14 protein-coding genes are annotated in these 13,989 nt (G+C 68.3%); 8 read left to right on the top strand and 6 right to left on the bottom strand.

Annotated features, from left to right (window positions below):
- The first annotated feature begins 13 nt into the window (after window positions 1-13).
- The 7 genes from map to V6M56_RS15550 all read left to right on the top strand — a co-directional run bounded on the left by map (window position 14) and on the right by V6M56_RS15550 (window position 8,453).
- Complete coding sequence (gene map / locus V6M56_RS15580) at window positions 14-835, top strand: type I methionyl aminopeptidase (RefSeq protein ID WP_332685054.1); 822 nt, start codon at window positions 14-16, stop codon at window positions 833-835.
- Window positions 832-1,557, top strand: coding sequence for a RadC family protein (radC, locus tag V6M56_RS15575; RefSeq protein WP_332685053.1), 726 nt, complete (start codon window positions 832-834; stop codon window positions 1,555-1,557). The genes map and radC overlap by 4 nt, the downstream gene beginning before the upstream one ends.
- A gap of 136 nt (window positions 1,558-1,693) precedes the next feature.
- On the top strand, window positions 1,694-3,109 hold the full coding sequence (locus tag V6M56_RS15570) for a circularly permuted type 2 ATP-grasp protein (protein ID WP_332685052.1): 1,416 nt from the start codon (window positions 1,694-1,696) through the stop codon (window positions 3,107-3,109).
- Window positions 3,110-3,194: 85 nt separating this feature from the next.
- Complete coding sequence (locus tag V6M56_RS15565; RefSeq protein WP_332685051.1) at window positions 3,195-4,136, top strand: alpha-E domain-containing protein; 942 nt, start codon at window positions 3,195-3,197, stop codon at window positions 4,134-4,136.
- Between the two features lie 43 nt (window positions 4,137-4,179).
- Window positions 4,180-5,007: a transglutaminase family protein gene (locus V6M56_RS15560; protein WP_332685050.1), complete on the top strand. Its 828-nt coding sequence runs from the start codon at window positions 4,180-4,182 to the stop codon at window positions 5,005-5,007.
- A 225-nt stretch (window positions 5,008-5,232) separates the two neighbouring features.
- Window positions 5,233-5,982 (top strand): proteasome-type protease, encoded by a 750-nt coding sequence (locus V6M56_RS15555; protein WP_332685049.1) that lies wholly within the window; start codon window positions 5,233-5,235, stop codon window positions 5,980-5,982.
- A 284-nt stretch (window positions 5,983-6,266) separates the two neighbouring features.
- A complete protein-coding gene (locus V6M56_RS15550; RefSeq protein WP_332685048.1) occupies window positions 6,267-8,453 on the top strand; it encodes a putative bifunctional diguanylate cyclase/phosphodiesterase in 2,187 nt (728 codons plus the stop codon).
- A 175-nt stretch (window positions 8,454-8,628) separates the two neighbouring features.
- On the opposite strand, the gene V6M56_RS15545 is transcribed toward V6M56_RS15550, so the two are convergent.
- Window positions 8,629-9,225, bottom strand: coding sequence for an exopolysaccharide biosynthesis protein (locus tag V6M56_RS15545; protein ID WP_332685047.1), 597 nt, complete (start codon window positions 9,223-9,225; stop codon window positions 8,629-8,631).
- 80 nt (window positions 9,226-9,305) lie between these two features.
- Complete coding sequence (locus V6M56_RS15540) at window positions 9,306-9,575, bottom strand: usg protein (RefSeq protein WP_332685045.1); 270 nt, start codon at window positions 9,573-9,575, stop codon at window positions 9,306-9,308.
- A gap of 147 nt (window positions 9,576-9,722) precedes the next feature.
- Between V6M56_RS15540 and bcsS the strand changes: the two genes are divergently transcribed.
- Window positions 9,723-10,463, top strand: a complete 741-nt coding sequence (bcsS, locus tag V6M56_RS15535; RefSeq protein WP_332685044.1) for a cellulose biosynthesis protein BcsS — start codon at window positions 9,723-9,725, stop codon at window positions 10,461-10,463.
- 218 nt (window positions 10,464-10,681) lie between these two features.
- Here bcsS and V6M56_RS15530 read toward each other — a convergent pair whose 3' ends face one another.
- From V6M56_RS15530 to V6M56_RS15515, 4 genes are read right to left on the bottom strand one after another with little or no spacing between them, the layout of a single operon-like run.
- On the bottom strand, window positions 10,682-12,298 hold the full coding sequence (locus tag V6M56_RS15530) for a molybdopterin-binding/glycosyltransferase family 2 protein (protein ID WP_332685042.1): 1,617 nt from the start codon (window positions 12,296-12,298) through the stop codon (window positions 10,682-10,684).
- 10 nt (window positions 12,299-12,308) lie between these two features.
- The gene (locus tag V6M56_RS15525; protein ID WP_332685041.1) at window positions 12,309-13,001 is read right to left on the bottom strand and encodes an XdhC family protein; all 693 of its coding nucleotides are present in this window, start codon (window positions 12,999-13,001) and stop codon (window positions 12,309-12,311) included.
- 4 nt (window positions 13,002-13,005) lie between these two features.
- Entirely contained in the window at window positions 13,006-13,635 is a 630-nt protein-coding gene (locus V6M56_RS15520) for a LysE family translocator (RefSeq protein ID WP_332685040.1), read from the bottom strand.
- Window positions 13,635-13,958 (bottom strand): XdhC family protein, encoded by a 324-nt coding sequence (locus V6M56_RS15515; RefSeq protein WP_332685039.1) that lies wholly within the window; start codon window positions 13,956-13,958, stop codon window positions 13,635-13,637. Before V6M56_RS15515 ends, V6M56_RS15520 begins: the two co-directional genes overlap by 1 nt.
- Window positions 13,959-13,989: the final 31 nt, after the last annotated feature.

Here is a 13,989-nt window from a genome sequence, read left to right as displayed (position 1 = left end):
GCAGCCTGTTGAAATGACCCTCGACGAATCGATCGGCCGCGTGAGACGCGAGCCCAACATCAAGCTGCACGGTGCCGAGGCCTTCCACGGCATGCGCAAAGCCGGGCGCCTGACGGCGCAGGGGCTCGACATGCTCGCCGACGAGATTCGGCCGGGCGTGACCACGCAGCGGCTCGACGACCTCGCGTTCCAGTTCGCCATGGACAACGGCGCCTATCTGGCGACGCTGTTCTACCGCGGCTACACCAAGTCGATCTGCACCTCGATCAACCATGTCGTCTGCCACGGCATCCCCGACGACAAGCCGCTGCGCGAGGGCGACATCGTCAATATCGACTACACCCTGATCCTCGACGGCTGGCATGGCGATTCCAGCCGGATGTTCGGCGTCGGCGAGATTCCGCGCAAGGCCGAGCGGCTGATCGAGATCACCTATGAGAGCCTGTTGCGCGGCATCAATGCGGTGCGTCCGGGCGCGACCACCGGCGATATCGGCTTTGCCATCCAGCGCTATGCCGAGAGCGAGCGTTGCTCGGTGGTTCGCGATTTCTGCGGCCACGGCCTCGGCCAGGTCTTCCACGACGCGCCGAACATCCTGCACTATGGCAGCCCCGGCGAAGGCGCCGAACTGAAGCCCGGCATGCTCTTCACCATCGAGCCGATGATCAATCTCGGCAAGGCGAGCGTGAAGGTGCTTTCCGATGGCTGGACCGCCGTGACGCGCGATCGCTCGCTCTCGGCCCAGTTCGAGCACACGGTCGGCGTCACCGACACCGGCTGCGAGATTTTCACGCTCTCGCCCGCCGGCCGGGACAACCCGCTCGCGCCCAGATGAACGAGGGCGGCAAGGGCAGATCCGTTCCCCTTGCCGCTCCCGATAGCGCAGCCCCGCATCATCTCGGCCATCGCGAGCGCCTGCGCCAGCGCTTCCTCGAAGGCGGCGACAGCGCCCTGCCCGATTACGAGCTGCTCGAGCTGCTGCTCTTCCGCTCGATCCCGCAGCGCGACGTCAAGCCGCTCGCCAAGCAGCTGATCCAGCATTTCGGCTCCTTCGCCGAGGTGCTCGGCGCCCCGGCCTCGCGGCTGACCGAGGTCAAGGGCGTCGGCGAGAGCGTCGCCGTCGACCTGAAGGTCGTCGAGGCGGCGCTGCGGCGCATGGCCAAGGGCGCGGTCGCCAAGAAGCCGGTGCTGTCCTCCTGGTCCTCGGTGATCGATTATTGCCGGATGGCGATGGCCTTCGCCGAACGCGAGCAGTTCCGCATCCTCTTCCTCGACAAGAAGAACGCCCTGATCGCCGACGAGGTGCAGCAGACCGGCACCGTCGACCACACGCCGGTCTATCCGCGCGAGGTGATGCGCCGGGCGCTGGAGCTCTCCGCCACCGCCCTGATCCTGGTCCACAACCATCCTTCCGGCGACCCGACGCCGTCCGGCGCCGATGTCAGGATGACGAAGGAACTCGTCGATATCGCCAGGCCGCTCGGCCTCGCGATCCACGACCATATCATCGTCGGCCGCGACGGCCATGCCAGCTTCAAGGGGCTCGGGCTGATCTGAGCGGAACGCCGCCGCGGCGAGCCTCCACCCGCCCTGCCCAGCAATTGGGCAGCTCCGCCGAAGTGCTTGGCGGCAGGCCCCTTTCCGAACCGCTTCGATTGAGCATAGGCTACCCGAAACGGGGGAAGAGGCCTGCATGGTCGCGTTCGACGAGATGACCGGGGGAGAAGGCGGATTGCGCTCCGCCTATACCGAGCTCGACCGCTGGCTGAAGGAGGCGCCGCCGGAGATGCTGGCGCTGCGCCGCTCGCAGGCCGAGCTGTTCTTCCGCCGCATCGGCATCACCTTCGCGGTCTATGGCGACGAGGAATCGACCGAGCGGCTGATCCCCTTCGACATCATCCCGCGGGTGCTGACCAAGCCGGAATGGACGAAGCTGGAGAAGGGGCTGCGCCAGCGCGTCACGGCGCTGAACATGTTCCTCGCCGATGTCTACGGCCCGAAGGAATGCCTCAAGGCCGGCATCGTCCCGGCCGATCTGGTCTATCGCAATGCCTGCTACCAGCTGCAGATGGTCGATTTCCAGGTACCGCACGGCATCTATTGCCATATCGCCGGCATCGACATCGTCCGTGTCGACGCCGACACCTTCTATGTGCTGGAGGACAATGCCCGCACCCCTTCCGGCGTCTCCTACATGATGGAGAACCGCGAGGTGATGCTGCGGCTCTTTCCCGAGCTCTTCGCCACCCATCGCGTCGCGCCGGTCGACAACTACCCGGACCAGCTGCTCGCGACCCTGCGCTCGGTCGCGCCGCGCCGCGCCTCCTCCGATCCGACGATCTGCCTCCTGACGCCAGGCCAGTACAACTCGGCCTTCTACGAGCACTCCTTCCTGGCCGACAAGCTCGGCGTCGAGCTGGTCGAGGGCTCCGACCTGCTGGTCAAGGAAGACGTCGTCTACATGCGGACCACGCAGGGGCCGAAGCGCGTCGACGTGATCTACCGGCGCATCGACGACGATTTTATCGACCCGCTGGTCTTCCGCGGCGACTCGGTGCTGGGCGTGCCCGGCATCATCGGCGCCTACAAGGCCGGCAATGTCACGCTGGCCAACGCGGTCGGCACCGGCGTCGCCGACGACAAGGCGGTCTACAGCTACATGCCCGAGATCGTGAAGTTCTTCACCGGCGAGGAGCCGATCCTGAAGAACGTCCCGACCCATCGCTGCCGGGAGCCCGAGGCCAACGCCTATGTGCTCGACAATCTCGAGAAGCTGGTGGTGAAGGAGGTCAACGGCTCCGGCGGCTACGGCATGCTGGTCGGCCCCCATGCCAGCAAGGCGCAGATCGAGATCTTCCGCCAGAAGCTCAGGGCCCAGCCCGAGGGCTTCATCGCCCAGCCGACGCTGGCGCTCTCGACCTGCCCGACCTTCGTCGCCTCCGGCGTCGCGCCGCGCCATGTCGACCTGCGACCCTATGTGCTCTCCGGCGCCAACGGCATCTCCTGCGTGCCGGGCGGGCTCACCCGCGTCGCCCTGCAGGAGGGCTCGCTCGTGGTCAATTCCAGCCAGGGCGGCGGCACCAAGGACACCTGGGTTCTCGATGCATGACGACCGGCGCGCCGCTTCCCTCGTCCCTGCCCCGCCAACCATGCGCCCGCGCACGCCGCATCACGCCAGCAGACCGGACCTGATCATGCTTTCGCGCACCGCCGACAGCCTCTACTGGGTCTCGCGCTATGTCGAACGGGCAGAGTATCTCGCCCGCATCCTCGACGCCACCACGCGCCTGACCAACCTGCCTTCCGCCTATGGCGGGGCCGGCACCGAATGGCAGAGCGCGGTCGCCACCGCCGGCTGCGAGGAGACCTTCGCCATGGCCTATGGCGAGGCGAACGAGCGCAATGTCTGCGACTTCCTCAGCTTCAACCCGGACAACCCGACCTCGATCCGCAACTGCTTCGCGCTCGCCCGCTCGAACGCGCGTGCGGTACGCACCGCCCTGACCTCGGAAATGTGGGACGCGCTCAACGGCGCCTGGCTCGAACTGCAGCGCTTCGAGCGCCAGCGCATGGATCGCGAGGAGTTCGCCCGCTTCCTCGACTGGGTGAAGAACGTCTCGCTGGTCTTCGACGGCTCGGCCTACCGCACCATGCTGCGCGACGACGGCTACTGGTTCTCGCGGCTCGGCGTCAATGTCGAGCGGGCCGACAACACGGCCCGCATCCTCGACGTGAAATACCATCTGCTGCTGCCGGAGACCGAGCAGGTCGGCGGCTCGCTCGACTACTTCCAGTGGACCACGATGCTGCGCGAAGTCTCGGCGCTGACGGCCTATCACTGGGTCTATCGCCAGGCGGTCAAGCCGATGCTGATCGCCGATCTGCTGATCCTCAACAAGCGCATGCCGCGTTCGCTCGCGAGCTGCTACGAGAACATCTCGCGCTTCCTCGACGCGCTCGCCGACGCCTATGACCGGCACGGCCCGGCGCAGCGCCAGGCCAGGAAAACGCTGACGAGCCTGTCGAGCATGCCGATCGACGCGGTCTTCCAGCGCGGCCTGCACGAGTTCATCGAGGACTTCATCACCGAGAACAACCGCCTTGGCGCGGTCATCGTCGACCAGTATCTGCAATAGGACTTTCCGCCGCCGACGGAACCGAGGATCTCCAGCCGCCGCCATGCGAATCCGGATCTCGCACAGCATCGCCTATACATACGTCGAGCCGGTGCGCCAGCTCCGGCAGGTGCTGCGGCTGACGCCCCGCGACCATGACGGCCAGCATGTCATGTCCTGGCGGATCGAGCCGACCATCGACGGCAGGCTGCACACCGGCCAGGACCCGTTCGGCAATCTCGTCCACGACTTCTCGGCCGAGGGGCCGATCGAGAACTACGTCATCGCGGTCAGCGGCGTGGTCGATACCGTCGACCTCGCCGGCGTGGTCCGCGGCGTGGTCGAAAAGACGCCGCCCGAGGTCTTCATGCGCGACACCCGGCTGACCGAGCCGAACGAAGCGCTGCGGAGCTTCGCGCGCGCGGTCGCCGGCCAGGGCGGCAGCGAGCTTTCCCGCCTGCACGCGCTGATGGATGCTGTGCACGAGCATGTCGACTGCGTCCCGACCGGAGAGCGCGTCGGCATCGGCGCCGCCGCCTGCCTGGCGGCGCGCGAGGGCATCCCGCAGGATGTCGCCCATGTCTTCATGACCTGTGCCCGGGCGCTCGGCGCGCCGGCGCGCTATGTCTCCGGCTATGTCGCCGAATCGGAGACGCTTCCCCATGCCGACGGCGCCCATGCCTGGGCCGAGGCCTATCTGCACGATTATGGCTGGATCGGCTTCGACTGCGCCAATGGCCTGTGCCCGATCGACACCCATGTCCGTGTCGCCGCCGGGCTCGACTATGCCGACGCAGCCCCGGTCCGCGGCGCCCGCACCGGCGGCAATGGCGAGAGCCTGCTGATCGAGGTCCGCGCCCAGGCCGCCCGGCCGCGCCAGCAGGGGCAATGAGCAGGATGCGAAAAAGTGGAAACCGGTTTTTCGCAAGAATCCTGCTCTAACTCTTTGGTGAGAGACGGATTCAGATGTCAGATGGGATCATTCCATGATTCCATCTGACATCATCCGGCTCTAGCGGGCGCGCATTGTCGCTGCCACGCTGGCCTGATACCAGCAGGAGGCGCATGCTCGCTGCCGATTGGCGCCGCCGACCTGCCGCCCTCCGGAGACCCGAACGTGACCTATTGCGCCGGCCTTCTCGTCCAGGACGGGCTCGTGATGATCGCCGACACGCGCACCAATGCCGGGCTCGACGACATCTCGACCTTCCGCAAGCTGCACATCTTCTCCTGGCCCGGCGAGCGCACCCTGGCGCTCGCGACCGCCGGCAACCTCTCGGTCTCCCAGTCCGTGGTCAGCCTGCTGCACGAGGGCGTGCCGAATCCGGAGACAGGCGAGGCCGAGACGCTGCAGAACGCCCCCTCGATGTTCCGCGCCGCCCAGCTCGTCGGCCGCGCCATCCGGGCGGTGCGCGAAACCGACGGCGGCGCCCTGCGCGAAGCCGGCTTGAAATTCGAGGTGTCGATGCTGTTCGGCGGCCAGATCGAGGGCCAGCCGATGCGGCTTTTCATGGTCTACTCGGCCGGCAACTTCATCGAATGCGGCATGGACGCGCCCTTCCTGCAGATCGGCGAGCACAAATACGGCAAGCCGATCCTCGACCGCGCCGTGACCTTCAGGACCGATCTCTACGATGCGCTGAAGGTCGGGCTGATCTCGATGGATTCGACCATGCGCTCCAATCTCGGCGTCGGACTGCCGATCGACCTGATCGTCCTGCGTCGCGACGCGGCCGAGCCCGAGCTCAACCTCCGGATCGAGGCTGGCGATCCCTATTTCCACGATCTGCGCGAGCGCTGGTCGGCCGCACTGCGCGCCGCGCATATGGCGATTCCGCGCCCGCCTTACCAGCCGCCGGCGAACTGAGCCGGTTCCGGGCTCCGCTCCATCCTTGCGATGAAAGCGATATAAACAGCAATATCAATCCGTTATCGGAATTACTTCTGATTCCGAGATTCCGAGCAGGCCTGACCGGGCGATCAGGCTGCCCTTTCGGCGCGGCTCTCTCCCCGTGCCGAGATGAAGAAATCCGGCGATTTCGCAACGGCGCCGGAAACCGGATGGCAAGATTCGCCTGCCAGGGTGGGCTCTTCTGCGCGCGCCCGGACCCCAGGTGGAGCATTTTGCCGCTTCTCGCTAGAACGCCTAACATGGAATCGTCGGCGCGCATGCTGGCGAGCACGGTGGTGACCCTGGCCTGCGCCTTCGCGCTCGTCACGGTGGCGGCTGTCAGCGTCATCCTCGCGATCATGATCGACGCCAACCGCGTCGAGGCGGCGCGGCAGCGCGACCGGATCGAGGCGGCGATCGAGAACCAGGTCCGCCTGCGCCGGCAGCGCCTGGACAATATCACCGCCGCCGGCCTGCTGCAGCCGATCCTCAATGGGAGCCTGCCGCGCCCGGCGCTGCAATGGGCCTTCTCCCGGCTCACCAACCGCTTCCTCGACTTCGACGGCGCCTATCTGGTCACCGCATCGGGGCAGGTCCTGGCCGGTGTCGAGGGCGGCGAGCCGGCAGGCCAGGCCGGCTATGAAGGCCTGCGCCATTTCGCGCGCGACTTGCCGGGCGCGCCGAATGCCGAGCCCGGCCCAGGCCCGATCGCGGCCACGGGGCCGCTTCGCGCCGTGCTCAGGCATGACGGCCAGGAGACGATCGGCCTGATCGTGGCCGACCTGAGGCCGCGTCAGGCAGCCGGCGAGGATGCCCGCCCGCAGGACGGCGCCGCCTTCATCGTCGGCTATCGCCGCACCACCCAGGCCCTGCTCGACCAGCTGGCGCAGCGCTACCGGCTCAATAATGTCCGGATCGCCAGCCGGCAGCCGACCGATGCGCTGGTCCGCCGCGACATCCCCTCGCCCGACGGCGCCGTCAGGGCCTGGTTGACCTGGACGCCCGACCGGCCCGGCGACATGATGATGCGGCAGTTCTTCTGGGCCCTGGCCGGGGTCGGCCTGATCTTCATCGCGATCTTCGCCTATGTCTTCTACCGCCTGCGCAACGCTGCGGTGCAGATCACCCTGCGCGAACAGCGGATCCAGCGTCTGGCAGGCCAGGACGAGCTCTCGAATTTGCCGAACCGGCGCACCTTCGACCTGCGGCTCGACCAGGAACTCGCCCAGCTCGGCCGCACCAAGAATGGACTTGGCGTCCTCCTGCTCGACCTCGACCGCTTCAAGGCGGTCAACGACACCTACGGCCATAATGCCGGTGACGAGCTGATCCGCCACGTCGCGAAGCGGCTGACGACGATCCTGCGCGTCGGCGACACCGTCGCCCGCCTCGGCGGCGACGAGTTCGGCATCATCCAGACCAATATGAACGAAGCCGGCGCCAGCGCCGTGCTCGGCGAGCGCATCCTCGATTCCCTGACCGAACCGTTCGAGATCGGCGGGGTTGCCGTCACCATCGGCTGCTCGATCGGCATCGCCCATGCCCCGCAGGACGGCGGCGACCGCGGCACGCTGATGCGCCTCGCCGACACGGCCCTCTACCAGGCCAAGAACGAGGGCAGGAACCGCTATTCCTTCTTCGAGCCGCAGATGAACCGGGCGCTCCAGCTCAAGCGCATGGTCGAGGAGGACCTGCGCAATGCGATCAACCGCGACGAGCTCTTGCTGCACTACCAGCCCCAGGTCTCGATCGACGGCTCCACCATCATCGGCGTCGAGGCGCTGGTGCGCTGGCCGCACCCCGTCCACGGCATGATCCCCCCCTCGGAGTTCATCGGCATCGCCGAGGAGCGCGGCCTGATCATGCCACTGAGCGAATGGGTGCTGCGCCGCGCCTGCGAGGAGGCCCTCAACTGGCCGGGCATCAAGCTCGCCGTCAACGTCTCGCCGATCCAGTTCCGTCACAAGGACTTCGTCGCCAGCGTCATCCGCATCCTCGAGGAGACCGGCTTCGACCCCGCCCGGCTCGAGCTGGAGCTGACCGAAGGCGTGGTGGTCGAGGATGCCGACGCCGCCGAGAACGCGATGATGGACCTGCGCGCCCATGGCATCGGCCTCGCGCTCGACGATTTCGGCACCGGCTATTCGAGCCTGATCTATCTGCGCCGCTTCGCCTTCGACAAGATCAAGATCGACCGCTCCTTCCTCGAATACATGGAGACGACCGGCGAATCCGCCATCCTCGTGCACTCGGTCGTGCATCTCGGCCGGGCGCTGGGCCTGCGCGTCTGCGCCGAAGGCGTCGAGACCGCCGAGCAGCACCGCTTCCTGCAGGCGGTCGGCTGCCACGAACTGCAGGGCTTCCTGTTCTCCAAGGGCGTGCCGCCGCGGGAGATCGACCGCCTGCTCGCGCTCGACCAGCCCTTCGAGAAGGAGCTGGCGGCCTGAGCCGCTTCCTTGGGTGCGCTCGAAAATCGAGCCCTCATCCTGAGGAGCGATCGCAGATCGCGTCTCGAAGGATGCTCCAGATGATTCAAGAGCCTCCTGAACCATCCTTCGAGACGCCATTCCTCACGGAATGGCTCCTCAGGATGAGGGCTGCACAAAAAATACTAGGCCGCCTCTAGTAGAAGCTCGCGATCCAGCTCACCAGCGCATAGGCGAAGCCGGCCGAGAGCGCGAGGCCGACCGCGCCGACCACCGCCCCGGCGATGATCACCACGCCGTCGCGCTCGACCAGGCCGAGGCCGACCAGGCAGACGGCGAGGCCGAGCGGGATCTGGCCGATGAACGGCGCCGCGACGATCAGCCCGAGCGCCAGGATGAGCAGCAGCCCGCCCAGCACCGGAAGCGCGAAGCGCCCCCCCAGCATGGTCAGGCGCGGCCGCGAGAAGCGTTCCAGCCGGATCAGCGGCGGCAGCGCCCGGTGGACCGCCCGGGCGAGATCGGCCTGGCCGATGCTGCGCCGGAGCAGCCTCTTCGGCAGCCAGGGCGTGGCGCGCCCCATCAGCATCTGCGCCGCGACGAAGGCGAGGACGAGCCCGCAGACCAGCGGGATCGGCGGCGGCATCGGCAGGCAGTTCGGCAGGCCGAGCAGCACGACGAGCAGCGCATAGGCCCGGTCGCGAAGCGCCGCGACGATGTCGCCGACGGCGATGCGCGGGCCGGGAAGGCCGGCGAGCGCGAGCAGGAGACCGGAGGTGCGTAAGGGGGATGACAAACGATATCGCCGGGCCGGGGGCTGGGCCTGCGCCGTAGCATGGCCGGCGCCGGCCCAACAAGCCCGGCCGGCGCGCGGCGTCAATGCAAGGTCAGTACACCGTTGACGCTGACGATCTCGGCCGGGCGGATCAGGCGCGAATGCGCCACGGTCACCGAATGGAGCGGCCCCTCGAGCTCGCGCCGCCAGAATTCGAGGAAGGCGCGGAGCTCGGGGAAGCGCGGCGCCAGATCGTATTCCTGCCAGATATAGCTCTGCAGGAAGCTCGGATGATCCGGCAGGCGATACAGGATGGTCGCGGTGGTCAGGCCGTAGCCGGCGAGCTGTCGGGTGAAATCTTGGGACACCATGACGCGAAACCCTCCTCTGCGAGAAGAACGCCGGCCGATGCCGTCAGGTTGCGCCGCCAAGGTTAACAAAAACTTGCAGGAATTTCATCAGCTGTCACATTCGCGCCAGGGGCGATCGGTCGCTTTCCCGGCCGAAGGGGCGTTGGCGTGGCGTGGGGCGTCGCCGAACGGGCGAGGATATTTGTCGGGTCCGTCGCCGGTGCGGCGGCTGCCCTCGGCTCCGCTCCGGCATTTGCCGACAGCACCCTGCACGAGCGCAGCCCGCTCTCGATGGTGATCTTCGCTTCGCTCGAGACCGACCGCAGCAAGAGCCATGGCGCCGTCGGCTTCAAGCGTGCCTTCGGGCCGGGCGGGCTCGAGGCCAGCGGTTTTCGGCTCGGCCTGAAATGGGGCGAGAGCTTCGAGCCCGCGGAAAGGCGGCCCGCGCGCGGCCGGCTGGTCAAGACCGAGGCCCATGCCATGATCGGCTATGAATGGCGCATCGGCGACGTCTTTTTCGCGCTGTCGGCCGGCCCCGAGCTGGAGGCGGTCTTCAGCGAGACCGGAAACCGCGCGACGTTCGATCAGCGCCTGGGCGCCCGGCTCCAGGCCGATCTCTGGGCGACGCCCTTCGACAACCTGCTGCTCCAGGCCAATGCCTATGCCGCTACGCTCGACCAGCGCTTCTGGCTCCGGCTCTCGCCCGGCTGGCGGCTGTCGCCGGGGCTCTATCTCGGTCCCGAAATCGAGGCCTACCGCCAGCAGGCCTACCACAAGCTCCGGCTCGGCCTGCATCTCACCGGGCTGCGGCTGTTCGGCCTGAGCTGGCGCATCGCCGCCGGCGCGCAGCGCACCAGCGACGCGCCGAGCGGAGCCTATGCGACACTCGGCGTCTATTGGCAGCGCTGAACTGCGCTGCGCTTTATCGGAACCACGCCGTCATTCCGGGGCAGGCCTGAGCCCGCCACGACCTGCCCGAAGAGGCACGCCGTCATTGCGAGCGCAGCGAAGCAATCCAGTATCGTCGAGCTCTGCCGCCCCTGGATTGCTTCGTCGCTGACGCTCCTCGCAATGACGGGAAGCGTCGTGTTCCCGGACCGCCCGGTTCAGAGGAAACGCAGCAGACCCTAAGGTCGTGGCCCTGCCCCGGTCAGCGCCTTCAGCGCCTCCGGCGTGTCGACGTCGAGCGCGATCGCGGGATCGTCGAGCGGAACCTCCTCGACTGCATCGCCCGCCCCGGCGAGCAGCCGCCTTGCGCCCTCGTCGCCGGCCAGCCCCGCCACCTGGGCGAAAAGCGCCTTGGCCAGCAGCACCGGATTGCCGCGCTGGCCGAGCAGGGTCGGCGCCACGGCGAGCGCTTCGGGCCGGTCGGCGAAGGCCTGGGCCAGGCGGTCGATGACCCCGGCGGTGACGTTCGGCATGTCGCCGAGCGAGACGACCACGCCCTCCGCCTCAGCCGGCAGCGCCGCGACGCCCGCCTTGAGCGAGCCGGCGAGCCCCTCCGCGAAAGCGGGGTTGCGCACAAAGGTGACATCGAGCCCCGTCAGCGCGGCCCGGACCTCCGCCTCCTGGTGGCCGACGACGACGAGGACCGGCCTGGCCCGCGAGGCGAGCTGCGCCTTGACGGCATGGCGAACGAGCGGTTCGCCGCGCACTGGCTGGAGCAGCTTGTTGCCCTCCCCCATCCGGGTCGAGCGCCCGGCCGCGAGCACCAGCCCGGCGACGGGCGCGACCGCGGCGTGGCCGGGCGCGCGCGGCTGCGGCCGCGAGATGATCTCCATCAGGAGCCCGCCGACCCCCATGGCCTGGATCTCGGCGCGCGTCACCGGCATTCCGGCGAGGCAGCGCTGCAGCACCCAGTCGAAGCCGTTCTCCTTGGGCGAGCGCGCGCAGCCGGGCGCGCCGACCACCGGCTTGCCGTCAAGCTCGCCGATCAGCATCAGATTGCCGGGATCGACCGGCATGCCGAGATGCTCGATGCGTCCGCCGGCCAGGGTCAGCGCCTGCGGCACGACATCGCGCCGGTCGGTGATCGCCGAGGCGCCGAAGACGATGACGAGTTCGGCCGGCCCGGCCGCCGCCTCGCGGATCGCCTGCGCCAGCGGCGGGCTCTCATGCGGCACGCGCTGCTCGAGCACGATCGTGCCGCCCGCCGGCGCCAGGCGCTCGGCCATCACCCGCAGGGTCTTGTCGACGACCGAGGGCTTCAGCCCGGGCAACAGGGTCGAGACCACCGCCACGGATTTCAGCTTGTATTCGGTGACGGCGATCGGCTTGCCGGTGCCGAGCCGCGCGAGCGCATCGGCGATCTGCCGCTCCTGCACCGCATAGGGAATGATCTTCACCGTGCCGACCATCTCGCCGGCGACGACCGCCTTCAGCGCCGGCAGCGTCGCCACCGTGATCGCCTCGTCGATGCCGTTCAGCGCGTCGATCAGCGCGGTATCGATCGTCAGCACGCCGGCCGCCGCGGCGAACAGGTTGACCCGGCCGGTGAAGGGCGCCTCCGTCACCACCGCCCGCCCGGCGATGGCCCGCGCCAGTTGCTCGGCGGCACTGTTCTCGTCGATGTCGCCGGCCTCGAGCCGGACGGCGACGATCTCGCTGAGCCCGCCCGCCGCCAGCCGCTCGACATCCTGCGCGGTGATCGTAGCGCCCTTGCGGACGATGGTCTCGCCGGCGCGCACCGTATGGGCGGCAACGCTGCCGGCGGCCTCGCCGATGGGAATGGGGCCGAACTTCATGGGCTGGTACTCATGCCGGCTTGCGGCGCGGGCCGCGCAAACTGGTGACGATCTCGCCCAGGATCGCCAGCGCGATCTCGGCCGGCGAGACGGCGCCGATGTCGAGCCCGATCGGGGCATGGATGCGCGCGGTCTGCGCCTCCCCGAAGCCGGCCGCCGCGAGCCGCTCCAGCCGCTTGCCATGCGTCTTCCGGCTGCCGAGCGCGCCGATATAGAAGCAGTCCGAGCGCAGCGCCGCCTCCAGGCCGGGATCGTCGATCTTCGGATCATGCGTCAGCGCCACGAAGGCGGTGTAGGCGTCGAGCGGCTGCCGCTTCAGCGCCTCGTCCGGCCATTCCGCCAGCAGCGTCACTTCCGGAAAGCGCTCGGGCGTCGCGAAGGCGGCGCGCGGGTCGATGACGGCGATGTCGAGATCGAGCAGCTTCGCCATCGGTGCCATCGCCTGCGAGATATGGACGGCGCCGGTGACGACCAGGCGCGGCGGCGGCGCCTGCACGGTCAGGAAATAATGGCTGCCTTCGACCTCGACCGAGCCGCTCTTGCCGCTGCGCAGCTGCTTGTCGAGCGCCTCGGCCAGGGGGTCGCGGTCGAGATCGGCGGCCTTCACCAGCCGCTGCGCACCCGAATCCGTATCGGTGACCAGGACGGCCGCGCGGCGGGCGGCACGCTCGGCATTGAGCGTCGAGAGCAGCGCGAGTTCCACCGCCTCAGCCCTTGTCGACGGCGAGCTTGACGCCGAGCCCGATCATCAGCGAGCCGCCGAGCCAGCGTCCGAAGGCGAAGCCGGCCCGGCTCGCCTTCATCGTCTTCATCACCACTGTCGCCCCGAACACGGTGACGAGGTCGGCCGAGGAGAAGGCGAAATTGACGATGACGCCGAGGATCAGGAGTTGGGCCCAGACCGGCAGCGAGCCGGCCGGATCGACGAACTGCGGCAGGAGCGCGATGAAGAACAGCGCCACCTTCGGGTTCAGCACCTCGACGATGAAGGAATCGACCAGCGCCCGCCGTACCGTCTTGGCCGGCCGCGCCGTCTGCTCAGGCGCCCCGATTCGGGAGCGGATCATGCCGATGCCGAGCCAGACTAGATAGAACGCACCGGCGAGCTTCACCGCGAGATAGAGCTCGGGCACATGCTTGAACACCGCCGAGAGGCCGAAAGCGGCGGCAAAGACGTGCAGATAGCAGCCGAGATGGATGCCGAGCATCGCCATCAGCCCGGCCTTCTTGCCATGGGCGATGGTCTGCGCCGCCGTATAGAGCAGCGCCGGCCCGGGGAAATAGGCGACGAGCAGGGTCAGCGTCGCGAAGGCGAGAAGGGTTTCCCAGGAGGCCATCAGTTCACCTTTTCCACGAAGACCTTGATGCGGCCGCCGCAGGACAGCCCGACCTTCCAGGCCGTCTCGTCGGCGACGCCGAACTCCAGCGTCCGCGGCCTGCCCTCGGCGATCACCTCGCTCGCCTCCTCGACGACCGCGCCCTCGACGCAGCCGCCGGAGACCGAGCCGAGGAAATTGCCGTCGCCGTCGACGACGAGATGCGAGCCGACCGGGCGCGGGGCCGAGCCCCAGGTCTCGATCACGGTGGCAAGCGCGACGCTGCGCCCGGCCTTGGCCCAGGCCTCGGCGGTGGCAAGGATATCCGTGTCGGTGCTGATCATGGGAAGACCTCGTGAGACGAGCGGACGGCCG

It is taken from the genome of Allobosea sp., assembly GCF_036675845.1.
Taxonomy (GTDB): domain Bacteria; phylum Pseudomonadota; class Alphaproteobacteria; order Rhizobiales; family Beijerinckiaceae; genus Allobosea.
Note: the sequence above shows the minus strand (reverse complement) of the source record. Positions and strands in the feature narration are given on the sequence as shown.

Excerpts from the sequence above, each read along its gene's own strand:
- V6M56_RS15560 (WP_332685050.1), top strand. The coding sequence starts at position 4,180 with ATGCGAATCCGGATCTCGCACAGCATCGCCTATACATACGTCGAGCCG.
- map (WP_332685054.1), top strand. The coding sequence starts at position 14 with ATGACCCTCGACGAATCGATCGGCCGCGTGAGACGCGAGCCCAACATC.
- V6M56_RS15570 (WP_332685052.1), top strand. The coding sequence starts at position 1,694 with ATGGTCGCGTTCGACGAGATGACCGGGGGAGAAGGCGGATTGCGCTCC.
- radC (WP_332685053.1), top strand. The coding sequence starts at position 832 with ATGAACGAGGGCGGCAAGGGCAGATCCGTTCCCCTTGCCGCTCCCGAT.
- V6M56_RS15520 (WP_332685040.1), bottom strand. The coding sequence starts at position 13,635 with ATGGCCTCCTGGGAAACCCTTCTCGCCTTCGCGACGCTGACCCTGCTC.
- V6M56_RS15565 (WP_332685051.1), top strand. The coding sequence starts at position 3,195 with ATGCTTTCGCGCACCGCCGACAGCCTCTACTGGGTCTCGCGCTATGTC.
- V6M56_RS15515 (WP_332685039.1), bottom strand. The coding sequence starts at position 13,958 with ATGATCAGCACCGACACGGATATCCTTGCCACCGCCGAGGCCTGGGCC.
- V6M56_RS15530 (WP_332685042.1), bottom strand. The coding sequence starts at position 12,298 with ATGAAGTTCGGCCCCATTCCCATCGGCGAGGCCGCCGGCAGCGTTGCC.
- V6M56_RS15540 (WP_332685045.1), bottom strand. The coding sequence starts at position 9,575 with ATGGTGTCCCAAGATTTCACCCGACAGCTCGCCGGCTACGGCCTGACC.
- V6M56_RS15550 (WP_332685048.1), top strand. The coding sequence starts at position 6,267 with ATGGAATCGTCGGCGCGCATGCTGGCGAGCACGGTGGTGACCCTGGCC.